A 25407-nucleotide genomic window follows, 5' to 3' on the forward strand; every position below is an offset into this window, starting at 1 on the left:
GACACCACCAACATGACTCACCCGCCGCTCACCTCGACTTTCGTCGGCTGGGGTGCATCACGAGTCGACCCGACAGCCCGGCCAGTGCCCCATCGATCGACCTGCAGCTGTTCAAAGCCTACGAAGCCAAGACCGATCGCCGTCGCCCCCTCTACTCCCCGGAGTTGACCGTCTCGTTTCCCGACGAGCGCGGCTACACCTGGATCGCGCATTCACCCTGGGGCGGCCCGCTGTCCTGGGACGGCCCCACCATCGCGCTCTCAGCAGAGCGCCGCACCGTGTCCTTCAGCGCCGCCACCGCTGTCCGGACTGATGCCACGGCAAGTGTGGACCTCGACAGGATCTCCTGGGTCGCGTTGGCCGGAGCGATCACCTGCCCGGAACCGTTGCCCGACCTGCCATGAGAACCTACGACAAGTCAAATGAGGAGTCAGATACACTCTGCTACACCCGCGATCGGACTGAAATCTCCACCGGACAGTATCGGGGGTGTTCGAGCATCGCGTGGAAGTCGATGGCGGCACCATCGAGCACGGCGGATTCCGAGGTCATGTGGAACTCTCTCTGAGCCTCGACGAGATCCGCACTCAGCTGGTGGATCAGCTACGGCGGGTCACGCGCCGCTGATGACGATCAGTGCGATCTCAGGGCCCCGACCCGCGCGCGTCGGCTCGCCGGGGCGACACCGCAACCAGGCGAGTTCCCCCCGATGGCCTCGCCACCTCGTTCACCGCCAACCGACCAGCACCCCCTGCGCCGGCATGGCTGCCAGCTTCTCCGGTGTACCCCCGTCGACTCCTACCGTGTAGAGGGAAAAGCTGTTGTCGGCGTTGCGATACATGAACGCGACTCTTCGACCGTCGGGGCTCGTCACGGGATTGAAGACCTTGGCGGTGTTCGTTTTCGGCAGCAGCTTGAGCATCTCGCCGCAGAATCCGATCGGTCGAGGTTCCGCAGCGGTTGAGCGCACGACCTGCGCGCCTTCTGCGTAGGCGTAGTTCCGGCCTACCCACGTCTGCGCGTCGACGGCCGCGCATGCGTCATCGGAGGTGAAGGAGAGCTCGCCGTCCGCGGTGAACAGCGGCCGGGGGATCAACCCAGTCGATCCCACCGTGTACACCACTCGACCGCCACTGGCCTCTCCTGGTTCCAACATGAGAATCTTGGTTTCCTCTCCGAGACGGTGCGAGTAATGGAACCGCCCTTGGCCATCGAATCCGTGACCTATTCCCGTTACCGGGCCGCTGAAATCGTTCTTGGAACCCTGCACACCGGCGGTGACATCGGTGAAATTCCCATCGCGATCCAGCCAGCCCGCATGGAGGTCTCCGTTGATCTTCCTGTTGGCGAGGACTCTCGTCAGGTCGGGCGACACGAGCATGCGGAACTCGAGCTCGCTGTCCAGCCCTGGCTGATGCAAACCGCCGAGCAGTGTCGCGCCGGGAAAGCGGGCGACCGGACTCCGCTGTCCGGTGCTGGGGTCCACGATCTCGATTACCAAGGCATTCGGGTTGCTGATGTATTGGGCAAAGAGCAGACCATGCGTGGGCACCGAAACCGCCGATGTCGATGTGGCCAGCGGTGTGCCGGTGGGCATCGTGGTTGTTCCGCTCCTGACATCGTCTGACGTTGAGCAGCTGACCATGCTGGTAGCAGCAATTGCTATGGCGGAGAAGAAGATACGTGGTCTCATGGTGGATCCTTGTATAGGCATGGGGATAGGGGCCTGGCAGCGGTGGTCGGAGGGTCGGGAGCGGCCAACTCGACCAGCACTCCGATCGCTGAGGCTGAGGCGACACCTGCTGGGGTTAGGTCGGCGACAGCACCAGGAGGCAGGTTATAGATGATCTGTCGGCGATCTCACTCACCGCCGCGCGCCTCCTAGCTTCACGTTCGCAGTGCATCGACTCACCTACGAAGGGCATCTCTTCACTGTTGACACAGCGTGGCGCGCAGCTCGGCTTCGATCTCGTCCTGGGTGGCCGCCACATTTCCTACCGTCCAAGTCGCCCCTGACCGCAGAGACTTGCATGCTGCAAGCCCCGAATACAGTGCGCTGCCGCGGCCGCCTTCGAGTGCTTTGCGATGCTGATCGATGTCGACGCCGTTGGCACGCATCCAATCTTCTGACGGATTGTGCTGACAGACCCATGAGGTGTACTGCACGGCGCCCCCGGTCGGCAAAAGCCCAAATTCCCGCTCGACAGTCGTAAACAAGGCACGCGCCGACGCCGACGCATCGGCGCCAGTCGCTGCGCCAAGTGCGGACATAGAACGGGCGAGATCGGAGATGAATTGCTCTACGGACGGGTCGACCAAGTATCGGTCACAGCCGTCTTCGCCGAGATTGCCGCTCGGCTGCGGCGCCGGAGTCGTCCACCCAGGCAAGACTGCGCCGCCGCCGCCCTCGATCCGCTCTCCGCTGCACGCCAGAGTCCCCGCAATGACCACAATGACCACCGCGCCGGCCCAGAGACGACGTCCGCACGCCGATCCACCGCCCAGTTGCATGTGCCGAGGATAGATGACACCCACGCCCGGCTATGTCCGCCGAACAACGGACAGTTCCAGACAAGAATCCGTCACCTAGCTGCCGAGGCGACCGGGTCGAAGAGCAACCGCACTAGGTCATGTTTCGCAGTACCTTCAGCCATTCGACAGTGAGGGCCATGACGATCCCGGCCCGGTAGGTGCCTGTCGGTTGCCGCAGCCTGCCTGTGTGTCCGAACGCGTTGAATAGGTCCGATGTCCGATCACGGGCAGCGCTGCCACACCAGCTGCACAGGCGGCGTTTCCGACTACGACCCGGTGCTCACGAATTGGGCGAGACCAGGGGACCTTGGGCCGTTGTGGGCGTTGGGTAAGTCGATCGACTTCGGTGTCCCCTGTTCGACCGATACACCCTTGTCTGTGCACGTCATACGGTTTTCGAGTCAGTTTGCACGACCTTGCCTGATGAAGAGAATGCCGAAGTAGCGGAGGAACAGACTGTGCGTACGACGATGAATTCGAAGACCGCGTGGGCGACGGCGGGCCTTGCGACGTTGGCGTTGTCGCTCAGTGCGGCGCCGGGCGTGTCGCTAGCCGACACCGGCAGCGGTGATTCCGGCAGCGCGGTGATCGATACCGGTAGTGGAGTGCTCGATGGCGTCATCGACACTGGCAGCGGCATCCTCGACGGCGGAAGTGGCGTCTTGGGTGAGTTGTTCGGTAGCGGATCAGCGGCGACGCAGCAGTGCAACAACTCGACCAAGTCCGGCGGCGAGGGCGTCACCACGACGATTCATCAGCTCGGCACCGCAGGCCCGACTGGATTCGTTCTGGTCTATGAGACCTACGACGTTCCTGATCGTATCCAAGTATTCTATCAAGGCGCCCAGATTCACGACACCGGCTATGTAGGCGACCAGATCAACCAGGGCACCGGTTCGACGGTCGTCGCGGTCCCGGCCGGCGCGGCGACGTCGGTCACGGTCCGGGTCACCGGCCCGAGCGGCACCAAGTGGGACTACACCGTCCGCTGCCCCTAGGCATTCGCTTGGACCGGGCGCGAAGTCGGGAACATGTTTGTTCCTTTTGCCCGTGGCGGCTCGACCGGTGTTCATCGGGTTGCCGCAAAGGCTACAGCGCTCGGTTGCCATGCGAGAACGTCGGTGTGATCGCTAGTGCCTGGCGTCGCGGCCTCTCGGGGGCGAGGTCTGACATGGAAGGGCTGCCGTGGAGAACGTTTCGAGCGTGTTCCTGATTGGTCTCGTGGGGTTTGCGGTGGTGTGCGGCGCGCTGGCCGCTGCGATCGCGGGTGCGAAGGGCAACAATAGTGTCGGCTATTTCGTGCTCGGGGTGGTGTCCGGGGTGATCGGGATCGTTGTAGCGCTGGTGGTACCTGGTCGGGCGCGACCCCCGCGGGGGTGGGGGCGGATTCATTGCCCACGATGCGGCACCGAACAGAACGTCGAGCCTGGCAAGTTCGAGTTCGTCTGCTGGCGATGTGAATTCGATGGCCCGCTGGAGTGGTAGTGACATTCACGTCGTTCCTTGCCGCCGCCCTTCACCGGGCCCGCAGGATCCGGGTGCGTCTCAGGTGCTCGGCCTTGACTGGTGGGCGAATAATGGGGCGGGTGAGTTCGGATGCGGCGGCGACGCGGCCGGTGCTGGGTGCGCGCATCGATCGGATCGCGGCGTCGACGCTGAGTGTGGTCGAAGCGGCTGTCGCTGTGGTGTATCTGGTCGGTGGTGGCGTCGGCCTCGCGTCGATGCTCATCCACGCCGGACTGTTCGGGTGGGCTCTGTGGCGGTGGACCCGACCGTGGAATCCGGGGTGGGAGTTGATCGTTGCGGGGGCGTACTTGCTGTGCACGCCGCTGATGGTGGACGGCACTGAGTTCACGACAAGGGCCAGTCCCATGTTGGCGGTCGCAGGGACAGTGGTGGTGACAGTGGCGATGTCGCGCCCGATCCGCGTGTCGCTGCCCGCCACGGCGATCGTGGTCGCCGCCTGGGCATCGGGTGCGGTGCTGGTGCCCGGGGTCGATCGACCGTGGACCATCTTCAGTCTCGACTTCCTGGTAGTCGAGTGGGTCGTCGCCGCGGTGTTGCGTTCGCTCGTCTTGCGTTCGGCGCAGATCACCGATGACGCGTTCACCCAGTACACCACCAGCAGAATTGATGCTGAGGTCATGTCGGCGCGCCGCCGCGACGAGCGCGAGACATGGGCGACGCTGCACGACACCGCCGCGTCGACGTTGGCGATGGTCGGCCAAGGCATTGTTGTCGACGACGACCGGTTGCGGGCCCAAGCCCGCCGCGATCTGCAGGCCGTACGGCGCGGCGCTCAGGCGCTGGACATCGACGAATTCGCTCGCCGGATCGATAAGCTCGCGACAGGCATCGACACTCCGGTCCGGTTCTGTGGTCGCGCTGCGGGACCGGACAACCCGCGCACCAGCCAGGCGGTGGTGGCCGCGGTCGGTGAGGCATTGACCAATGTCGACCGGCATGCCGAAGCGAGCCTGGTGACGGTCGAATTCGGGGATCGGAACGTACGCGTCGTCGACGACGGCGTCGGCTTCGATCCCCGCGACACTGCGCTACCAGCTGACCGGTTCGGCATACGGAACTCGATCCGCGGTCGTCTCGCCGATGCGGGAGCCATCGTAGAGATTGTCTCGTCGCCGGGCGCGGGAACCACGGTCGAGATTCGATGGGACACCACCCATGAACCGGACCTGCGCCGTGATGCGGACGACGCGCTCCGGCTGCTGCGCGGCTACGGGTACGGACTGGTGGTGATCGCGGTCGTCGTCACCGGACTACAGAGCCTCAACGCCCTCTCCGCCGCGCACTCCATGGCGCAAGCCGGCATCCTGGCCACTGCCGTGCTGACCGCGTTCGTCGCGGTAGCAGAGATTCGCCATCACCTTCCCACTGCTTTGTGGTGGACGACAGCGACAGTCGTGGTGGTACTCGCACCGCTGCAAACGGCACTACTGACCCCCGAGCAGGTCACCAGCAGCGCAAACTGGGCCGTCGCCGCGCTCGGCTGGCAACTCGCCGCCCTGTCAGTGCATCGAGGAAGCCGCATCGGCCTGGGATTGCTCGCGGCGTTGTGGTCGGCCGGAACAGCCACGGCGGTCGCCGTCGCTACCATCGGGGTTCTGTCGACACTGCTGTACACCGTGATCAGCGTGACGGTCCTGCAGGGTGTTGCGCTTGGATTCAGCGACTTCCTGCGCTGGGCCGTGCGCCGGACGCGACAAGTCGGCACCGACCTGGCCGACCTGCAAATCCAGACCACGCTCACCGCGGCACTCCACCAGGACCGCCGCCGGCGTTATCAGCGCATGTCCCGCCAACTCGTTCCGGTACTGCAACAACTCGCCGACGACCCCCACTCGGCGTCCACACCGGCGGTCCGAGCCGCATGCTCGCTCGAGTCGACCAGGCTGCGACGGCTGTTCGCCGAGGACCCACCCGCGACGGCGGCGCTACTCGACGAACTGCTCCCCGCGATCGAGGCTGCCGAAGCACGCGGAGTCGCCGTGGTCACCCATTCGATCGGCAGGACCGTCGACCTCGATCCACAAGCACACACCGAAGCCCTGACCGTCGCGATAATCTTGCTCGCAGGCACCCGAACCCGCGCCAAGATCGTCCTCACCGGCACGCCCGACCAACGAGCCGATCTCAGCATCACCTGCGACTGCGACGACACCTGCACCCAGGCTGTCACCGCGATCACCCCACAGGCCACGCTGATCAGCTCCGACGGTCTGGTCTGGGCCACAGTGCCGCTGCCCTGAACCCGACCGGAGTCCGGGCAGACAGTGTCCCGGACAACAGAGGTGAAGGTGCCCCACCCCAGTGACAGCGGCATGCCGGTAGCGGTGGTCGACGACCATTCCGTCGTCCACGCCGGCATCGCCGGCTGGTGCGCCGACGCGGACCCACCGATCCGCGTCGCCGCCCGCTACCACAGCCCCGGCGAGATCCTGGCCGACCCCGACGCGACCCCCGACACCCTCGCCGCGGTCGTGTTGGATCTACAGTTCGCCGAATCCAGTCCCGACCTGTCCTCCACAGCAGCACTGTGCGAGAAGGGTTTCCGGATAGTGATCTTCTCCCAACACACCCGCAGCGACCTGATCCTTGACTGCCTCGATCTGGGCGTGGTCACCTACCTGTCCAAGCTCGAAGGCGAAGTCCACCTCGTTGCTGCACTCCAAGCTGCCGGCGCCGACCGCCCCTATCTCAGCCCGACGATGGCCCAGGCGATGAGCCAGGACGCCCGCCCGACCAGACCCACCCTGTCACCACGCGAACGGGAAGTCCTGCTCGCCTGGTTCCAAACCGAATCCAAAGCACTAGTCGGGAAACGACTGTTCATCACCGCGGGAACCGTGAACACCCACCTCGAACGGATCCGCGCGAAATACGCCCACGTCGGACGCCCCGCCCCCACCAAAGCCGCGCTCGTCGCCCGAGCGATCCAAGACGGGCTCGTCGACCCCGACCAGCTGTAGAAGTCTCCAGGCGCACGTTCTGCCGACTGCCCGGCAGAACGTGCGGCCGTGGTGGCGACACGCCTTGTCCCATTTGCGAGGTGCTGCAGTCACGCACCCGCACATCGCAGTGTTGGGCAACGACACTCACTACCGGCAGCACTGGACCTATCGCCTTGACGAATGCATGCCTGCTCGACTCCGGTAACGCCGACCACCGACCTCCTCCAGAGGTCGACCTACTGAACCGGCACGGACCTTGTCACACGCCATGATTCGCGCTCTCGCGGATGCGCTGATCGGCGTCGACGATATCGGTCGATCATCGGACAGACAGGGGAGACGACAAAGGCGGACACTTGCGAAATGCCCGGACGAGTAGTAGCCCTGCGCTGTGTTCTCCCGCTGGTTGTTGCCGCACTCGTGTCGTGTACCGCACCAGACCTCGTGCGTGACGGACTTGGGATCAGCGCCGATTCCGGTTGCGTCGACGCGCGTGGCCCGAACTCCACACTCGACGAGCTCGCTGACGCCATGATGTCGGCGCCGTTCACCGATCCGACCACAGGCAGACGCACCAGCGTCGAAGAGCAAGCGCGAGAAATGGTCAACGCGTTCGAGACACTCACCGGCCCTATGGCATCGATCGATACCTCGCCCGCAGGGGTCCGTGCCAAACTCATCAAAGCCCTGTACTCGGCAGTGCCGGACGGCGGTGACGCCCGGTTCGCCGAAGCGGTATGCGAATACGACGCCTCGGTCTTCGCTCGGCTCGGCCTGATATGGAACGAGCCCCACCAGCTCACCCGCACACCGCATCTGCTGCGTGCCAGCGGCCGCCTGGTCTGTGGCAACGTCGATGGCACGACCGCCGAGGCCTATCTCGAAGAGACAGACGAGCAGGCCGCCGCGGCCCAGGCCGATCCGCAAGTCTATGTTGCCGGGGAAATCACCAAGATCGAAGCCGTGTTGAATGATTGGACAGACGATCCCGACGAGACCGACACCGCCCGGCAGATCCGCGAAGGTCTGGAAGAATCGCTGAGGGTGCTTCGCGAACAGGACCCACACCAGGTCGCCGACGGCCTGAAAATGTTCCGGGACTTCAACTGGCTCGCCATCGAGCACCTGTGCCCATCCACGAGCGTGCTCGGCTTCGGAGAAGCTTGTGGGGAGGTCTCCTCGCCATTGGGCCACAGACCGATGACCGTCCGCACGCATTCAGGCCCCATCGATTGCGAATCCGCGCTGGACATCGTTCGAACTTTCACCACCGGCGAACGCTCGGCGATCGCGCCGTGGGTATGCGCATACAACAACGACGGCGACACGACCGAAGTCGTCATGATCAACTGCCACAACGGGCCAGCACGGATCGTCGTGCCACGCAAGCCAGGCTGATCGGCACGGCCTACTACCGGGTCGGGTGGTCAAGCGGACCACACGTAGATGGCCTCGACCAGTCTGCGGCGCCGAGTTGACCGACACACGGTGTCCGCGGTCGTCGAGCTGGCCACGGACTGGTACCAGCGCGGCGTCGCCGCCCGCCACCGCGCGCACACCGCTGGCACTGAACGTCGGTTGTCTCATATCAACCCGAGGAAGCGCGCTTGGTGCGCCAGGTGCTGGGTCATGCGCTGACGAACCTGATCAACGGTGACCGCGGGGCCTTCGAACCATTCCCCGTCGTTGTAACTGTCAACCCGCCATCCGCCGAACCAAGGAGTGGAGTGTTCCGGTGTGCGCGGGCCGCCTCAGGTCGCCGAACTCAAGGAACGCCTCGCCAAACGGGACGAGACCGTCGCCGAGCTCACCGCCTTCAAGAGCCTCGCCGTCTCGCGGCTGGCCGCCCAGCATGACGAGATCCAGCGGCTACGCGAGGAACTCACCGCCGCCGGTAACATCCGCAGGCTCCAAACCGACGATGCTGCCGCCCGGCTCCGCCAAGCGCCCGTCCACCCATGGAATTTTAGAAAAATATAGATATCCCGAATGAAGGCTGCTAAAGTTCCGGGCCATGAGGCGACTCGATGAAGACTTGGCGAAGGTGACCGCCGAACTGCAGGCGGCTCAGCACGACCTGGTGCGCCTCACCGCTCGGATCGAGGGCCTCCAGGCCCACCAGAAGGCGCTGCAACGGGCAGCTGCGGCGGCTGACGCCTCCGCGGACCAGGGCGTGGACCTGGGCTCGATGACGAAGGCGCGGGCGATCGTGGCCATCCTCAAGGCCGCACCCCATCCCATGAGCTTGCAGGACATCGCCGCGGCTCTGACCGATGCGGGAAAGGCATCCAAGGCCAGCGGCGTCTCGGTCTACCTCGACGGCCTGCTCAAGGACGGCCTGGTGGTCCGCGTCGAACGCGGTCTCTACACGGCCGCATAGCAGCGGCCCGGCGAGGAATGTCAGTGGCGATGGCTACGGTGCACTTCACGGTGACGAAGAGGGGGAGAAGATGACGAGCGCCACCCACCTGCGGTTGGAGGAGCTGACCCCGGGCACCGTGGTCGGTGGCCTGACGCCGGGCGCCGAGGTCACGGTGGTGGCGCTGCAGATGTTCGGCGACACCGCGGCACGGGTCACCTACCGCCGCGCGGACGGCACCGTCCAGGAAACCATCCTCTACCGTGACCAGGAGGCCCAGCTCACCGCGAGCCAAGCGGAAGACGGACGGCGTGGATTCGACGCGGACGCCGAGCTGTTCCGCGTGGCCGCCGAGGCGCTGCGCATCCGCATGGCCGCCCGGGGGGACGCCATGCTCGCGGTGTCCACCAGCGTGCTCGACCCGCTGCCCCACCAGATCCAGGCCGTGTACAACGAGTTGCTTCCCCGCACGCCGCTGCGGTTCCTGCTGGCCGACGACCCCGGCGCGGGCAAGACCATCATGGCCGGGCTCTACATCAAGGAACTGGCCCTACGCGGCGACCTGGAACGCTGCCTGATCGTGGCTCCCGGCGGCCTGGTCGAGCAGTGGCAGGACGAGCTCGCCGAGAAGTTCGGCCTAGACTTCGAACTGCTGACCAGGCAGATGGTGGACGCCACCATCGACGGCAACGTCTTCGACCGCCATCCGCGCCTGATTGCGCGGATGGACGCCCTGTCCCGCTCCGACGACCTTCAGCGCGCGCTGGCCGAGTCCTCCTGGGACCTGGTCGTGGTGGATGAGGCCCACCGGATGAGCGCGCACTACTTCGGCACTGAACTGAAGACCACCAAGCGCTATGCGCTGGGCAAGCTCCTCGGCCGGCTCACCCGGCACCTGCTGCTGATGACCGCGACCCCGCACGCGGGCAAGGAAGAGGACTTTCAGCTGTTCATGGCCCTGCTGGACGACGATCGCTTCGCCGGCAAGTACCGCGACGGCGTGCACCAGCACGACGCCACCGGGCTCATGCGGCGCATGATCAAGGAAGACCTGCTCACCTTCGACGGGAAGAAGCTCTTTCCGCAGCGCCGTGCCTACACCGTCCCCTACGAGCTGTCCCCACCCGAGCAGGAGCTGTACGAGCGCGTCACCCAGTACGTGCGAGAGGAGATGAACCGCGCCGAGCGGCTCGACGGCCAGCGGGGTAACCGGGTCGGCTTCGCGCTGACCGTCCTGCAACGGCGCCTGGCCTCCAGCCCGGAGGCGATTGGGAAGTCCCTTGAACGCCGCCGTCGGCGCTTGGAAGCCCGCCGCGACGAGATGCTCGCCGCCAAACTGGCCGCCGACCTCGACACCAGTGCGGCGTCGGCCCTTGCCGACGGGACACCGCTCCCCACAACGCTGGCCGCAGCGGCGGGGAACGAGGAGACCTTGGACGCGGAACTCGACGATCTGACCGGCTCCGAATTGGAGGAACTGGAGGAGCAGGTCGTCGACTCCGCCTCCGCCGCGCTCACCGCCGCCGAACTGGACGTCGAAATCCAAAGCCTCACCGAGCTGGAACGGCTGGCCACGCGCGTCCTCACGCTCGGCGAGGACCGCAAGTGGCGGGAGCTGTCCGCCTTGCTCCAAGACGACGAGCACATGCGCGACGCGGACGGCTGCCACCGCAAGATCATCATCTTCACCGAGCACCGCGACACGCTCGACTACCTGCAGCGCAAGATCCGCGCCCTCATCGGTCGCGTCGACGCGGTCGCCGCCATCCACGGCGGCACCCCGCGCGAGAAGCGCCGGGCAATCCGCGACCAGTTCAACCAGGACTCCGACGTACGCGTGCTGGTCGCCACCGACGCCGCTGGCGAGGGCCTGAACCTCCAGCGCGCCCACCTGATGGTCAACTACGACCTGCCGTGGAACCCCAACCGCATCGAACAGCGCTTCGGCCGCATCCACCGCATCGGCCAGACCGAGGTCTGCCATCTGTGGAACCTCGTCGCCGACAACACCCGGGAAGGCCAGGTCTTCCAGCGCCTCCTCGACAAGATCGAGCAGCAGAACCGGGCATACGACGGCAAGGTCTACAACGTCCTCGGCGAAATCTTCGACGGCGAGCCACTCCGCGACCTGCTGGTCCGCGCCATCCGCTACGGGGACCGCCCTGAAGTCCGCGCCCAGCTCGATGAGGTCATCGACGCCCGCGTCGGCGAACGCGCCGTCAAGCTGATCAAAGGCCTCGCCCTGGACGCCCAGGTCATGGGCATGGAGGACATCAACAAGATCCGCCTGCGCATGGAGGAGGTCCAGGCTCGCCGCCTGCACCCGCACTATATCCAGGCGTTCTTCCGCGACGCGTTCACCCGGGCCGGCGGCCGACTCATGCCCCGCGAGGCCGGACGCTTTGAGATCACCCACGTCCCCGTCGCCCTGCGCACCGCCCAGCAGCACGCGGCCCTCGGCGGTTTCGTGCAACGCAAGTACGAGCGCGTCTGCTTCGACCGCGACCGCATCAGCGTGCCCGGCAAGCCACGCGCCGACCTCCTGGCCCCCGGCCACCCTCTCTTCGACACGGTCCTCGACCACGTCATCGACCAGCACGCCCGCCTCCTTGCCCGCGGCGCCATACTCGTCGACGCTGCCGACCCGGGCGAACAGCCCCGCCTCCTCGTCGCCCTCGAACAGGAGGTCGTGGACGGTCACCGCCGCCCCGTCGATCGCGAATTTGCCTTCACCGAGCTTCTGCCGGACGGAACCGCCCGCAACGCCGGTCCCGCCCCCTACCTGGATTACCGGCCTGCCACCCCTGCGGAAACTGCGGTCGCCCGCATCCTTCTCGACCGGCCGTGGCTGCACGAGGGCGGCGAGGCTACCGCCCTCGAGTGGGCCATCCGCCAGGCCGTCCCCGACCACCTGCGCGACGTTCGCGAGCGCCTCCTGCCCGCCGTCGAACGCACCCGCAGCCAAGTCGAGCAGCGCCTCAAGCAGGAGATCAACTACTGGCACGCGCAGGCCGGAAAGCTGGAGCTGGACCTCGCCGCGGGCAAGCGCGTACGCCACAAGCCGGACAAGGCCCGCAACTGGGCCGAAGAACTCGAACACCGGCGTGCCCGGCGCCTGGCCGACCTGGACAAGGACGCGGCCCTCCAGCCTAAACCGCCACTCGTCGCTGGCTGCGCGCTCGTCGTTCCCGTGGGCTGGCTCGCCCGCGCCCTCGGTGATACCGAGGATCACCCCGTCGTCGGCCCGCACGCAGCCGACGGCTACGAGACCGACCGCCGGGCCATCGCCGCCGTCCTCAACGCTGAGAAGCTGCTCGGCCGCCACCCTGAGGAGATGGCCCACAACAACCCCGGCTACGACATCCGCTCGCTGACCTCCGACGGCCACCTGATCCACATCGAGGTCAAGGGGCGCCGCCTCGGCGCCGGCGAGTTCTACGTCAGCCGCAACGAGGTCCTCGTCGCCAAGAACCGTGGCGAACGTCACCGCCTCGCCCTCGTCACTGTCCACCCCGACGGCCCCGAACACGACGAGCTGCGCTACCTCGTCGACGCCTTCGCCGACACCGAGTTCGGCGACCTCAAAACCGAAGGGATTGTCCTGGACTGGCAGGACGCCTGGAACAAGGGAGGAGCCCCGCTGTGAGCGGCGCGCACAACAACGGAACCACGCTGCGCAAGCGGAAGCTCATCGAAGTGGCCCTTCCCCTGGAAGCGATCAGTAAGGCCAGCAAGGCCGACAAGGACCGCAAGGTCGGCACCATCAAGAACATCCACAAGTGGTTCGCACCCATGCCCGCACCGGCCTGGCGAGCCCTGCTCTTCGCTGCAACGATCGACGACCCCGGGGACGTGGCACGCCGCGCCGAACTCCTGGACATCATCGAGGGGCTGGTGCCGGACAACGGCACTGCTCCATCGCAGGAGGCGCTCAAGAAGGCCCGCGCCGCGCTGGCCGAGCAGGACGGCGAGCTGCCCGCGGTCCTCGACCCGTTCTGCGGCGGCGGCTCCACCCTGGTCGAGGCCCAGCGGCTCGGCTTTCCCACCGTCGCCAGCGACCTCAACCCTGTCCCCGCACTGATCACCCGGATCGAGACGCAGCTGGTGCCGAGCGTGCTCGGCAAGCCTGCGGTCACCGGACCGGGCCAGGGCATCGAGGGCATCGCTGGCGACCCGCTAGCCGGATTCCTCGCAGCGTCGCGCACTACGCGGGCCTGGTAGAGCGGCAAGTCCGAGAGCAGGTCGGCCATCTGTATGAGCCCGTTGACGATGGCGAGGTCGTCGCATGGCTTTGGGCCCGCACCGTGCCCTGCGCCAACCCCGCCTGCGCCATCCCGTTGCCGCTCTACAGCTCGCCTTGGCTCAGCAAGCAAAAGGGTCGGGAAGCCTGGCTTCGGCCGGTAACTACTTCCCAGGGCATCCGGTTCGAAATCGGCAAGGGCTCCGTACAGACCGTCCCGAACGCGACAAAGAAGGATGGACGCGGGGGCAAGTTCACCTGCCCGTCCTGCGGTACGGACGTCGACGAGAAGTACATTCGCAAGTCCGGGCTCCACGGACATATGGGTTTGCAGATGCTTGCGATCGCGGTCGATGACCAGTCGGGCCGACGTTTCATCCCCGAGCCCGCCGACGCCGTCGCCGATGATGTCCCGATCCCGGACGACGTGCCGGAACTCGAGTTCCCGGGAAACACCCGGGACTTCAGAACACCGCTTTACGGGCTGAAGCGTCAGGCAGACCTATACACTCCCCGCCAGCTGCACACGCTCGGGGCGTTTGCCGACGCCGTAGCCGAGGTGCCCGCGTGGGTGAAGCGCGACGGTGGCGACGAGGAGCAGGCGACGGCCATCGCCTCGGTACTGGCGATCTGCGTCAGCAAGATGGCGCAGGCAAATTCCTCGCAGTCTCGGTGGCGTCTCCGCGATGGGCCGTCAAAGGCGGAGCCGGGCTTCGGGCGTCAGGCGATTCCCATGCTGTGGGACTTCGCCGAGGTGAATCCGTTCGGAGATTCGGTCGGCGGCTGGAGCGTCCAGGTCAACACAGTGACTGCTGGGCTCAAGGCTTTGCCTCGGGCTCTGCGTCCCGGGGTCGTGCGGCAGGTCGACGCCCGCAAGGCCGGATCACTCCTCCCCGCAGGTAGCGCACTCGTCGCCACGGACCCCCCGTACTTCGCGCAGATCAACTACGCCGACCTCAGTGACTACTTCTATGTGTGGCTGCGGCGCGCGGCCGCCGGGATTCATCCGGATCTGTTCGGCACGATGGCCACGCCCAAGACCGATGAACTGATCGCCAACCCCTATCGCCACGGCGGCCAGGAGCAGGCGCGTCAGTACTTCATTGACGGCTTCGTGGAGGTCTTTTCCTCGCTCAAGAGGGCGTCTCGCCCGGACCTGCCAATGATCGTGATCTACGCTCATCGGCAGGAAGAGAGCAAGGACGGCGAGATGGCCTCCTCGGCGTGGGACGCGCTGCTTGAGGCGATGATCACCGCGGGTATCGGTGTGGTCGGAACCTGGCCGTTGCACGCGACCAACAGCACCCGCCAAGTCGGTCAGGGGGCGAACGCCCTGGCCTCCTATATCGTGATGATCTGCCGTCCGCGGGAAGCGACGGCTATGTCCGTTGACCGCCGCGGCTTCATCTCGGCGCTTCGTGAGGAGCTGCCGGGCGCGCTCAGAGACCTTCAGCAGAGCTCGATCCCGGCGGTGGACCTGGCCCAGGCCGCGATCGGTCCGGGGATGGCGGTGTTCTCCCGCTACGCCAAGGTGACAGAGCCGGATGGCTCGGCCATGCGGGTACGTGATGCTCTCGCACTCATCAACGACGAGCTGGCCCGGGTGCTCTCCGAACAGGAGGGCGACTTCGACACGGACACCCGGTGGTGCGTGCGGTGGTTCGAGCAGTACGAGTGGGAGCAGGGGCCATTCGGTGAGGCCGAGCTGCTGGCCAACGCGCTGAACACCTCGGTCCACGGTTTGGAGGACGCAGGTGTGGTCAAGGCGCGGGCAGGCAAAGCCGCCATGCTCCGGCCCGAGGAACTGCCGGCCTCCTACGACCCGGCCGCTGATCACCGCATCACCATCTGGGAGGTGGCGATGCACCTGTCCCGCGTACTGGAGGGCAAGGGGCCGGGCAGCGGTGTGGATGCGGCAGGAGCATTGCTGGCCCGTGCGCGGGCCCGGATCGATGACGACGCGATCAAGGAGCTCGGCTACCTCCTCTACAACATCTGCGAGCGCAGGGGCTGGTCGGACAGCGCGCGGTGCTTCAACAACCTGGTGAGCTCCTGGCCGGACCTGCAGACGGCGGCGCGCGCCGCGGACAAGCAGGGCGCCATGGCAGCGCAGGCGCAGCTGGCCTTCGGCGGCGCGGGCGAGGGCGACGAGGAGGACCTGTTGTTCTGACCAGGTGTTGGGCGAGGGGGCTGTGCGGGACGGCCCGCGCGGCATGCGGTGATATGACGAGGACGATGGGCGGGACGACGAGACCATGGTGATGAGCAACCGCGACCGGATCGGTCGCATGATCGAACTGCTACCGGAGGGACTGCTTCCCCTGGTCGACCGTGAGATGACCAGGCGGCAGGGCGAGGGCTGGTTCGACGACGCGGTGGCACATGCCCGCGAGGGGGGCTTCTCGATCTTGTCCAAGCAGGACCCGCAGTTCCTCATGCAGGTGATTCTGCGGAACTGGGCCTCCTATTTCCGGCAGGCGCTGCCTCCCGCGGCCCGCAACTACGTCGGCGAGCTGAACGACGTCCGCAACAACTGGGCGCACAACACCCCGTTCAACGCCGACGACACCGCCCGCGCGTTGGACACCGCCGAACGCCTCCTCACGGCTGTCGGCGCGCACAAGGACCTGGTGGACCAGGTACGCCGCTCCCGCCTGGAGCACCAGCGCGCCATGATCGAGGCCGAGACGCGCCGGGCCGCCCGCGACATCACCGTGACGCCAGGCGCGGCCGCGGAGGGGCTCAAACCGTGGCGGGAGGTGCTCGTCCCGCACGCGGACGTGGCGCGCGGCGACTTCAACGCCTCCGAGTTCGCCGCGAACCTCGCCCAGGTCGCCCAGGGCGAGGGCGCCCCGGAGTACACCCACCCGATCGAGTTCTTCCATCGCACCTATCTCACTGAGGGCCTGCGGGACTTGCTGGGTAAGTCGCTGCGCCGACTCGCCGGTGACCGCAACGCGCCGCCCACGGTCAACCTGCAGACCAACTTCGGCGGCGGCAAGACGCACTCAATGCTTGCCCTGTACCACCTGTTCAGCCCGGGGCTGCAGCCCCAGCGGCTGCCGCAGGAGGTGCACGAGCTCATCGACGCTCACCCCGGGGGTCTTCCCTCCGAGCCGGTGCGCCGCGTCGTGCTGGTGGGCACCGCGCTCAGCCCCGGCCAGCCCGAGGTCAAGGTCGACGGTACGAAGGTGAACACGCTGTGGGGTGAGCTGGCCTGGCAGCTGGGCGGCCGCACCGGGTACGACCTGGTCGCCGAGGCTGACCGCACCGGCACCAACCCGGGCGCCGCCCTGCAGGACCTGCTCGCCGCCTACGCCCCGTGCCTGATCCTCATCGACGAGTGGGTCGCCTACGCCCGGCAGCTGTACGACACCGAGAACCTGCCCGCAGGCTCCTTCGAGACGCACTTCACCTTCGCCCAGAACCTCACCGAGGCGGTCGAGGCCGTCTCCGGCGCCCAGCTCGTCGTCTCCATCCCCGCCTCCGACGACGGCACCGGGGCCGGCCAGGACACCGAGGTCGGCGGCCCGGCCGGCCAGCATGCGCTGGACCGGCTGCAGAACATCATCCGCCGCAAGGCCGACCCGTGGCGGCCGGCCAATGCGGATGAGTCGTTCGAGATCGTGCGCCGCCGGCTGTTCGAGCCCCAGCGCGGCGAGGCCCAGGTCGAGATCAACAAGGCGGCCCGCGTCTTCACCCGCTTCTACGCCAACCACAAGGCGGACTTCCCGTCCGGCGTGGACAGTACCGCCTACGAGAAGCGCATCAAGGCCGCCTATCCGATCCACCCGGAGCTGTTCGCCCGGCTGTACGAGGACTGGTCCACCCTGGAGCGCTTCCAGCGCACCCGCGGTGTGCTGCGGCTGATGAGCGCGGTGATCCACGCCCTGTGGCGGGACGGCAACCAAAGCCCCATGATCATGCCGGGCGACATCCCGCTCGCCGACCAGCATGTGGCCAGCGAGCTCACCCAGTACCTGGAGGACCGGTGGAAGCCGATCCTCGACACCGACGTCGACGGCACCGACTCCACCCCGCTGCAGATCGACAAGGAGAAGCCGTACCTCGGCGACCGCATGGTCACCCGACGGATCGCCCGTACCGTCTTCCTGGGCTCGGCAGCCACCTTGAAGGCGGCCACCAAGGGCCTCAGCGACCCTTATGTCCGCCTCGGCATGGCCATGCCCGGGGACACCATGGGCAACTTCCGCACCGCCTTGAACACCCTCGCCGACCGCTCCACCTACCTCTACTCCGAGGGCAACCGGTACTGGTACGACACCCAGGCCAGCGTCACCCGGATCGCGAAGGACGAGGCCGACCGGCTGGTCGAGCGCCCCGAGGACGTGTGGGCGGAACTGGTCCGCCGCCTGGCCCCCACGCAGCGCCGCCCCGGCGACTTCGCCGGCGTACACCTCGCGCCGCAGCACAGCAGCGACATCCCGGACGACCCAGAGGCCCGGCTGGTGCTGCTCCACCCGCAGCACCCGCACACCCGCAACAAGGACGACAGCCCGGCCATGCGCTTCGCGGCGGAAGTGCTCGGCTCGCGGGGCTCCGCTCAGCGCAACTGCCGGAACATGCTCGTTTTCCTCGCGCCGGACCAGAAGGAACTCGACAGCCTCATGGAAGCCGCCCGGGAGTACCTGGGGTGGCAGAAGGTCCTGGGCCGGGCCGACGAGCTCGACCTGACCGCGAGCCAGCGGCGCCAGGCCGAGTCCCGCCGCAGCCAGGCCGACGAGAAGGTCGAATTGCGGCTGAGCCTGACATACCAGTGGGCACTGGTGCCCGAGCAGCGGGAAGACCCCGCCAGGCCGGTGCAGTGGGAGGCCATCAAGGTCGAGACCGGCAAGCCGGACCTCGCCGTGCGCACCGCCAATCGCCTCAAGCGCGAGGCGCTGCTGTGGGTCGAGCAAGCGCCGGCGCTGCTGCACCAGAAACTCACCGGCCCCCTCGCCTCCATCTGGCAGCAGGACGGCCACATCAGCGTGAAGCGCATGTGGGACCTGCACACCCGCTACCCCTACATGAACCGGCTCCGTGACCGCTCCGTGCTCGACCGCGGCATCGACGACGTCCTGCACATGATCGACTGGGAACGGGAAGGGTTCGCCCTCGCCACCGGCTACGACGAGGCCACCGGCCGCTACTCCGGGCTTGTGTTGCCGGGCGGGAACGCACGCTTCGGCCAGATCACCGATGCCACCCTGCTGGTCAGGCCCGACCTCGCGCTGCGCCAGCGTGAAGCAGACGTCCAGGCGGCGAAGGCGCAGGCGGCCGACGAGAGCACACCCGCACACACCGCAAACACCAGCGTGAGCGCCAGCGAGCCCGGCGGGCCGCCCGAACCAGGCGCTCAGATCGCGGACGGCGAGGAGCCGACCCGTCCAGCGGCGGTCCCCAACACCCGGTTCTTTGCGCGTGCCGTTCTGACACCGGAGCAGTACAGCAAGAACGCCAGCAAGTACGCCATCGAGATCCTTCCGCACCTGGACCTGATCGGCTCCGAGGTCGAGATCACGGTCGAGATCCACGCGAAGCGACCCGAAGGCTACCCCGACGACAAGGTGCGCACCCTGACAGAAAACGCCAACATCCTGAAGCTGCAAGCTGAGTTCGAATCCGAGTAGAACGGGATGTAGCCGCGTGTCAGCGGCCACCGCTTGGCTATGTCACTTCGAACTGAGCCCACTCGTCCGCCTTCGATTGGACCCACTTCGCCGTAGTTCGCAAGCCTCTGCGAGGGTTTGGAGCGAGGCGCCCCAGGTCGGGGGGTCCAGTTGATCTCGGCATCGCTGGTGGGCTCAGTTGAGAGCAGCACCCTGGGCTCACTTCGGAGTGAGAAAGCCAACCGCTGTCACCCGGCCGTTGACTTGGTCGCCACAGCGCACCGCCCCACGTCAGTGCGCAACGGCGAGGTGGCTGCGCGGAGTCTATATGCAGCAACCCCAGGGTTTGTGATGTCAGACACACCCACGAACTGGCAAAGGGACATGATGGGTCTTCGTAACGCGACACGGCGAAGGAACTCAACCCTCATGTAAAGCGACACGGCCTGCGTGGGACACGGCGACTGCTGACACAACGGCGCTGGCGGCTCCACCCAGGGCGCATCGAAGGTGCCCGGTGTGCGCGTCACCCGCGCGGCGAACCACTGGGACAAGGACCTGTTGACTGCACTATCTCGGGGCTCACACAGGGTGAAGCCAGTTCTGGAGGTGGTGTTCGTGAACGGGGTACGTCGTGCCCTTCTCGACGGTCGAATCACGTTGCCCAAGGTCGGTGCGGTCCGGGAAGGTGTCCAGCCGTCGCTGCCCTATAGGGTTGTGGACGACGCGGGGCGGGAGATCGAGGCGTTCAGCAGGTTTCTGCGGGATATGGCGCTCACGGATGCGAGTCCGTTGACGGGCCGGTCCTATGGTCACGACCTGTTGCGCTGGTGGCGTCTGGTGCGGCTGGTCGAGGTCGGATGGGAGCGCGCGACTCGGGCCGAAGTGGAGTTGCTGGTCGGGTGGATGCGCATCGCACGGAACCCGCAGCGTGTGCGCAAGGGCGTTTCGGCGGGGGCGGCCGGGTCGGTGAACCTGCGCACCGGCAAACCGACTCTGGGTGCGGGGTACGCGCCGGCGACAGTGAATCACGCATTGTCGGTGCTGTCGGCGTTCTATACCTTTCATATGCATTTCGGTCGTGGTCCGCTGGTCAATCCGGTGCCGGTGGATGCCGCCCGGCGGCAGGTTCTGGCGCACCGCAGTCCGATCGAACCGAATGTCAGGCACCGGCGGGCTCCGTTGCGCCAGAAGAGCGACTGATCGGACGCCGCGTTCGATTCCCGATCGATTGTGGGACGAGGTGTTCGCCGAGATGACCAACGACCGTGACCGCGCTCTGCTCGCCTTTTTCGTCTCCAGCGGTGCCCGCGCCAGTGAACTGCTCGGCTTGCGCGGCCGGGACATCGACTGGGGTGGGCAGCGAGTCTGGGTGGTCTCCAAAGGAAGTCGGGTGCTGGAGGCTGTTCCCGGTTCGCCGGAGGCGTTCCGATATCTGGTGCTCTACTTCGGCAGGTGTGGGACGCCGGCATCTGAAGAACCTGTGTGGCGGACCCTGCGGGGAGGGTCTCGGCCGTTGTCGTATTGGGCGATGCGGCGGGTGCTGCAGCGGGCCAACGAGCGGCTGGGCACAAACTGGAGTCTGCACGATCTGCGGCACACTGCTGCTGCCCGGATGGCGGCCGACCCTGCATTGACGTTGCCGGAGGTCCAGGCGGTGCTTCGCCACCGGCAGTTGTCCACGACGACTCGCTATCTGCAGCCGCGGGTGGAAGAACTGCACGACAAGCTGGCCGAGCATTACAACCGACCGCGGCCACAGCAGACCTTCACTCCCGGATATGACCTCGACGACTTCCGGACGGTGTTCGGTGGCTGAGCCAAAGACGCGGGCCCGGCAGCGGCCGGTCCGTCCGGAGATCCGGAAGACCAAGTTCGTCCGCCACGCTGTGATCGCTGCCCCGGTTCCGGCGCCGGCTGTTGCCCCACGGCCTTGCGGTGTCCTGGGCAGTGCCCTGGTGGACGAGATCCGCACGGCGGCCGTTGCCATATGGCCGCACCCACTGGGCCGTCGAGGCAGCCGCGACCGCGGGTTGCGGGATCTGCTGCAGTATCTGAGCGGTTTTCCGGGGAGCAGCTGGCAAGAGCGGTGGGAATCCAGCGGGCTCGACGGGCGCGGTCGTCCGGTCCGGGGTCTGGCTGCTACACCCACCAAGGGCACCGAGCTGACGCAGGCGTTGGAAGCGCTGATCAGCATGCGGATCATCCAGCCGACGCTGGAAGCGTTCCGGGCCAACCAGTTCCGTGACTACCCGGAACGCTTCCGGATCGCACAGGCCGACCCGCAGCTCGACGCCTTCTTCGATGCGGTGGCCGCCACCGACACCAGCCCGCATTTTCGGCGGCGGGCACTGTTCGACGTCTGCACCGCGATCACCACCCAGGGCATCGCCTTCGCCGACCTCACGCCCGAAGCGTTCCTGCATTACGCCTGCCACACCCGTGATGCCGGGCTGGCGTGGAAATCTCACAGTTTCGACGGCAATCAACCGGCAACATCTGGGCTCATAGCGCGCAGTGCGTACTCGAAAAGGGTGAGCAATCAGGAACTTCCAGGCCGAACGAGACTCGCCGAGAAGAGGTCGCAGGTTCGGGGCCTGCCACTCCGATCGGAATGGCACCTCGCAGCCCGGTCCGGTGCACTTCCGCATTTGTGTCACGACACGAGGTTCGACCTGGGGCATCAGGGGCCGCGTTCGTCTCGTCGGGGTGGTGTCGGTCGGCTGATCCGTGATCGAGTGGTCGCTGTGGCGCAGCAGATCGTGTGTATTGTGTCGGTCCATGTGCACACTTGACTTGCGCTTTGGCCGGAAGTTGTGTGTCGTGGAGTCGTGACCAACACTTCCGGAGACGCGTATCCCCTGGCGGACACGATGACCACCTCCGTCGCGGTGCACGACGGGGCCACCGTGTTGACGGTGGCCGGCGAGGTGGACCTGGCGACCGCTCCCGCGCTGGAGAATGCGATCGAAGGGGTGCTCGGCGAGAAGCCGGCGGCCCTGATCATCGACCTCACGCGGGTCAGTTTCCTGGCTTCGGCCGGGATGGCGGCGCTGGTTGCCGCGCATCAGCGGGCCGGTGCGGCGACCACGATCGCGGTGGTCGCGGACGGGCCCGCCACCAGCAGACAGTTGAAGATGACCAGCTTGGACCAGGTGTTCGCGCTGTATTCGACCCTGGACGCGGCGCTGGCCGCGGTCGGCAAGGGCTGACCGCTCCCGAACCACGAACGGCGTCCCGGCGGAGAGCCGGGACGCCGTTCGTTCTGCGCTGTGTTCGTTCCGCGCTTGCCGGGGTCAGAGCAGTTCGCGCAGCTGCTCGATCAGTTTCACCCGTTCGGCGGCGGTGCCTGCCATCGGCACCACGTTCAGCACGGTGGCGCCCGCCTCGCGGAAGGCGGCGATGCGTTCCTTGACGAAACCGGCGGGGCCGACCAGGGAGATGTCGCGGACGAGCGCGTCGGGGACCACCTTGGCGGCCTCCTCCTTCTTGCCGGCCAGGTAGAGCTCCTGGATGCGGTCGGCTTCGGCGCCGTAGCCGTACTTGGTGGCCAGGGTGTGGTAGAAGTTCTTGCCCTTGGCGCCCATGCCGCCGATGTAGAGGGCCAGGTGCGGCTTGACGAACTCGAGCAGCGGGGTGACGTTCTCGCCGATGGCCAGCGCCGGGCCGGCGAACACCTCCAGCTCGCCCAGGGCGGGATCGCGCTTGGCGCGGCCCGCGGCCAGCGATTCGCCCCAGACCTCGGTGGCCTTCTCGGGCAGGAAGAAGATCGGCTGCCAGCCCTCGGCGATCTCGGCGGCCAGTTCGACGTTCTTGGGGCCGAGGGCGGCCAGCAGGACCGGGATGCGGTCGCGCACGGGGTGATTGATGAGCTTGAGCGGCTTGCCCAGGCCGGTGCCGCGCTCGGCGGGCAGCGGGATCTGGTAGTACTTGCCCTGGTATTCCAGGCGTTCGCGCCGCCACACCTTGCGGCAGATCTCCACCAGTTCGCGGGTGCGGCCGATGGGCGCGTCGTAGGGCACGCCGTGGAAGCCCTCGATGACCTGCGGGCCGGAGGCGCCGAGGCCGAGCAGGAAGCGGCCGTCGGAGACGAAGTCCAGGCCCGCGGCGGTCATGGCGGTGAGGCTGGGGGTGCGGGTGTAGAGCTGCAGGATGCCCGACGCCAGCTGCACCCGTTCGGTTCGGGCGGCCAGGTAGCCCAGCGCGCTGACCGCGTCGAAGGAGTACGCCTCGGGCACGAAGACGATGTCGAGTCCGGCTCTCTCCAGGTCGGCCACTTCGGCCGCCACCTCTTTGAAGCCGCCCGAGTAGTTGATGCCCAATCCGATCCGCATAGTGCTCAACATAACCCCGGCTATCGCGCGGGCGCGCACCGGCTCGCGGTGTCGGGCGCGGACGGCGCGCGGGCGCCGAGTAGCGTGAGGCCGTAGTCACTCGCCGAAGCAGGAAAGGCCACCCTCCGTGTCGCAGCCGACCACGTCGTCCCAGGCCACGTCGTCCCCGAGCGGGTCGTCCCAGGAAGCCGCGTCCTTCGGTGCGGCCACCCTCGCCGGGTACCTGTCGGAGCTGGCGGCGAAGGTGCCCGCCCCCGGTGGCGGCGCCGTCGCCGCGCTGCACGCCGCCCAGGGCGCGGCGCTGGTCGCGATGGTGGCCCGCTACACCACCCGGGCCAAGGACGCCGAGCACCGGCCGGTGATCGACCGGATCATCGAGGCCGCCGACGCGGCCCGCGCGCGCTCGCTGGCGCTGGCCGAGGCCGACGCCGCCGCCTTCACCGCCGTCGGCGACGCCTACAAGCTGCCCAAGAGCACCGACGCCGAGGCCCAGCACCGCCAGGAGGCCATCACCGCGGCGCTCATCGAGGCCGCACGCGTTCCGGCGGCCGTGGTGGATGAGGCCGACGAGGTGCTTTCGCTGGCCGCCGAGCTGCTGCCGATCGGCAATCCGAACGTGGTCACCGACATCGGCGCCGCCGCCGACGCCGCCCGGGCCGCCGCGACCAGCTCGCAGCTCAACATCGAGATCAACGTGGCCTCGCTGCCCGCCGCCGAGGGCGATCGGTTCGCGCCGACACTGGCCAGGATCGAGGAGATCACCGCGCGTGCCGACGGCCTGCACGTCGACGTGCTGCACGCGGTCCGCTCGTCCTAGCGCTCCGGCGTCCTCGCGGACTCGCCGACACGCCCGTCCGCGTGATCGCCCGGCTAACCGCTGGCATGTGAGGTGACCAGCGGCGTCGGAGCCACCTCGAACCCCAGGTCACAGGTAGTCGCGGCGCGGTTGCCCGCGGCCATCTACCGTTGGGTGTCATGAGTGACGAGGTGCCGTCCTCGCCAGGGGGCGATCATGATCCGGCGCGGCAACTGCTCGAACGCCGCGAGCAAGCGTGGAGCAATTTCCGCGCGGCCAGGATCGCCCTCAACGATCTGCGCATCCGCACCAATATCGACGGCTGGCCGACCTGGGTGCACCGACTGCCCGGCGGCAAGCTCGAACGCGCCGAACGCAAGCTCGACCGGCTGCGCCGGGAGCTGTCGCGCCACGGTGTCGGCGCGGAGGACCGGCGCTGGGGGGTGCTGTCGGGCGGCGAGACCCCCGGCACCCAGGGCGTGGTCGGGCTGGAGGCGACCATCGCCCGGCTGGTCCCGCGCTACCGGCTCGTCGCGCCGCGCTGGACCGAGGGGCTCGCGGCGGTCGCTCGCGCCTGCCCGGCGGTGCGCGAGCAGGCCGCCGAGGGCGACCGTTCGGGCGTGCACCAGCTGACCCAGCACCTGTTGACGCTGATCCGCCTGGCGCCCGACGACCTCGCACGCCGCCCGCTGATCGACCACCTGCCCGGTTCGCTGCGCCCGATCCCCGCCGACCCGGCCGGGCTGCGCCGGTCGGGGCCGGGCCCGGTCGAGGTGTCGTTCGAGATCCGCACCAGCACCATCGAACTCGACACGATCACGGTGGCCCCGGCGCTGCGCGGAATGGGTCTGGGCAGCGCGAACCTGCTGCATCTGTGCCGGGCCGCCGACGAGCACCGGATGACCATCGTCGGCAGGCTGGTGCCGATCTTCCACGACGAGACCGCGATTCCGGCGCTGGCCGCCTGGTGCCGCCGCTACGGGTTCACGGTGCAGGAGCGGGTCGGCGGTCGGATCACCCGGGCGCCGGAGACACCGAAAGCCGGTGTGACGGGACGCTTCTGAC

At 67.3% G+C, this 25407-nt stretch carries 22 protein-coding genes; 19 read left to right on the forward strand and 3 right to left on the reverse strand.

Features of this window, described 5'->3' with window-relative positions; all coding sequences use genetic code 11:
* Positions 1-164 precede the first annotated feature (164 nt).
* Both CRM89_RS30935 and CRM89_RS30940 read left to right on the forward strand, forming a co-directional pair.
* Positions 165-404 (forward strand): hypothetical protein, encoded by a 240-nt coding sequence (locus CRM89_RS30935; protein WP_098083950.1) that lies wholly within the window; start codon positions 165-167, stop codon positions 402-404.
* An 85-nt stretch (positions 405-489) separates the two neighbouring features.
* The gene (locus CRM89_RS30940) at positions 490-627 is read left to right on the forward strand and encodes a hypothetical protein (RefSeq protein ID WP_172964497.1); all 138 of its coding nucleotides are present in this window, start codon (positions 490-492) and stop codon (positions 625-627) included.
* Positions 628-727: 100 nt separating this feature from the next.
* Here CRM89_RS30940 and CRM89_RS11085 read toward each other — a convergent pair whose 3' ends face one another.
* The gene (locus tag CRM89_RS11085) at positions 728-1693 is read right to left on the reverse strand and encodes a hypothetical protein (protein WP_127516175.1); all 966 of its coding nucleotides are present in this window, start codon (positions 1691-1693) and stop codon (positions 728-730) included.
* 236 nt (positions 1694-1929) lie between these two features.
* A complete protein-coding gene (locus tag CRM89_RS30405) occupies positions 1930-2511 on the reverse strand; it encodes a hypothetical protein (protein ID WP_127516177.1) in 582 nt (193 codons plus the stop codon).
* Positions 2512-3002: 491 nt separating this feature from the next.
* Between CRM89_RS30405 and CRM89_RS11090 the strand changes: the two genes are divergently transcribed.
* The 15 genes from CRM89_RS11090 (at position 3003) to CRM89_RS11150 (ending at position 22424) form a co-directional block, all read left to right on the forward strand.
* The gene (locus CRM89_RS11090; RefSeq protein ID WP_098083952.1) at positions 3003-3530 is read left to right on the forward strand and encodes a hypothetical protein; all 528 of its coding nucleotides are present in this window, start codon (positions 3003-3005) and stop codon (positions 3528-3530) included.
* A gap of 187 nt (positions 3531-3717) precedes the next feature.
* Positions 3718-4017: a hypothetical protein gene (locus CRM89_RS30410; protein ID WP_127516179.1), complete on the forward strand. Its 300-nt coding sequence runs from the start codon at positions 3718-3720 to the stop codon at positions 4015-4017.
* 101 nt (positions 4018-4118) lie between these two features.
* Positions 4119-6299, forward strand: coding sequence for a sensor histidine kinase (locus CRM89_RS11095; RefSeq protein ID WP_127516181.1), 2181 nt, complete (start codon positions 4119-4121; stop codon positions 6297-6299).
* A 72-nt stretch (positions 6300-6371) separates the two neighbouring features.
* Entirely contained in the window at positions 6372-7019 is a 648-nt protein-coding gene (locus CRM89_RS11100) for a response regulator transcription factor (protein ID WP_098086953.1), read from the forward strand.
* Between the two features lie 345 nt (positions 7020-7364).
* A complete protein-coding gene (locus tag CRM89_RS11105; protein WP_127516182.1) occupies positions 7365-8399 on the forward strand; it encodes a hypothetical protein in 1035 nt (344 codons plus the stop codon).
* A 339-nt stretch (positions 8400-8738) separates the two neighbouring features.
* Entirely contained in the window at positions 8739-8981 is a 243-nt protein-coding gene (locus CRM89_RS11110; RefSeq protein ID WP_098083955.1) for a hypothetical protein, read from the forward strand.
* 34 nt (positions 8982-9015) lie between these two features.
* A complete protein-coding gene (locus CRM89_RS11115; protein ID WP_127516184.1) occupies positions 9016-9381 on the forward strand; it encodes a hypothetical protein in 366 nt (121 codons plus the stop codon).
* 70 nt (positions 9382-9451) lie between these two features.
* Positions 9452-13006, forward strand: a complete 3555-nt coding sequence (locus tag CRM89_RS11120) for a helicase-related protein (protein ID WP_172964498.1) — start codon at positions 9452-9454, stop codon at positions 13004-13006.
* The gene (locus CRM89_RS11125; protein WP_172964499.1) at positions 13003-13581 is read left to right on the forward strand and encodes a DUF1156 domain-containing protein; all 579 of its coding nucleotides are present in this window, start codon (positions 13003-13005) and stop codon (positions 13579-13581) included. Before CRM89_RS11120 ends, CRM89_RS11125 begins: the two co-directional genes overlap by 4 nt.
* Positions 13582-13697: 116 nt before the next feature.
* Positions 13698-15770 carry a DUF1156 domain-containing protein gene (locus CRM89_RS11130; RefSeq protein ID WP_127516186.1) on the forward strand — a complete coding sequence of 691 codons (2073 nt, stop codon included), beginning with the start codon at positions 13698-13700 and terminating at the stop codon, positions 15768-15770.
* A 91-nt stretch (positions 15771-15861) separates the two neighbouring features.
* A complete protein-coding gene (locus CRM89_RS11135; protein WP_228833824.1) occupies positions 15862-19233 on the forward strand; it encodes a DUF499 domain-containing protein in 3372 nt (1123 codons plus the stop codon).
* A gap of 498 nt (positions 19234-19731) precedes the next feature.
* The gene (locus CRM89_RS31315) at positions 19732-20415 is read left to right on the forward strand and encodes a hypothetical protein (protein ID WP_216641971.1); all 684 of its coding nucleotides are present in this window, start codon (positions 19732-19734) and stop codon (positions 20413-20415) included.
* Positions 20416-20467: 52 nt separating this feature from the next.
* Entirely contained in the window at positions 20468-21031 is a 564-nt protein-coding gene (locus CRM89_RS31320; RefSeq protein ID WP_216641972.1) for a site-specific integrase, read from the forward strand.
* Positions 21032-21170: 139 nt separating this feature from the next.
* Entirely contained in the window at positions 21171-22007 is an 837-nt protein-coding gene (locus tag CRM89_RS11145; protein ID WP_127516188.1) for a hypothetical protein, read from the forward strand.
* Between the two features lie 78 nt (positions 22008-22085).
* Entirely contained in the window at positions 22086-22424 is a 339-nt protein-coding gene (locus CRM89_RS11150) for an STAS domain-containing protein (RefSeq protein WP_011209956.1), read from the forward strand.
* An 84-nt stretch (positions 22425-22508) separates the two neighbouring features.
* Here the strand turns inward: CRM89_RS11150 and CRM89_RS11155 are convergent, their stop codons facing one another.
* A complete protein-coding gene (locus tag CRM89_RS11155) occupies positions 22509-23546 on the reverse strand; it encodes an LLM class F420-dependent oxidoreductase (protein WP_060590338.1) in 1038 nt (345 codons plus the stop codon).
* A gap of 127 nt (positions 23547-23673) precedes the next feature.
* On the opposite strand from CRM89_RS11155, the gene CRM89_RS11160 reads away from it, so the two are divergent.
* Positions 23674-24363 (forward strand): cyclodeaminase/cyclohydrolase family protein, encoded by a 690-nt coding sequence (locus CRM89_RS11160; RefSeq protein ID WP_098083961.1) that lies wholly within the window; start codon positions 23674-23676, stop codon positions 24361-24363.
* A gap of 158 nt (positions 24364-24521) precedes the next feature.
* The gene (locus tag CRM89_RS11165) at positions 24522-25406 is read left to right on the forward strand and encodes a hypothetical protein (protein ID WP_011209959.1); all 885 of its coding nucleotides are present in this window, start codon (positions 24522-24524) and stop codon (positions 25404-25406) included.
* Position 25407: the final 1 nt, after the last annotated feature.

Source organism: Nocardia sp. FDAARGOS_372 (assembly GCF_002554515.1).
Taxonomy (GTDB): Bacteria; Actinomycetota; Actinomycetes; order Mycobacteriales; family Mycobacteriaceae; genus Nocardia; species Nocardia farcinica.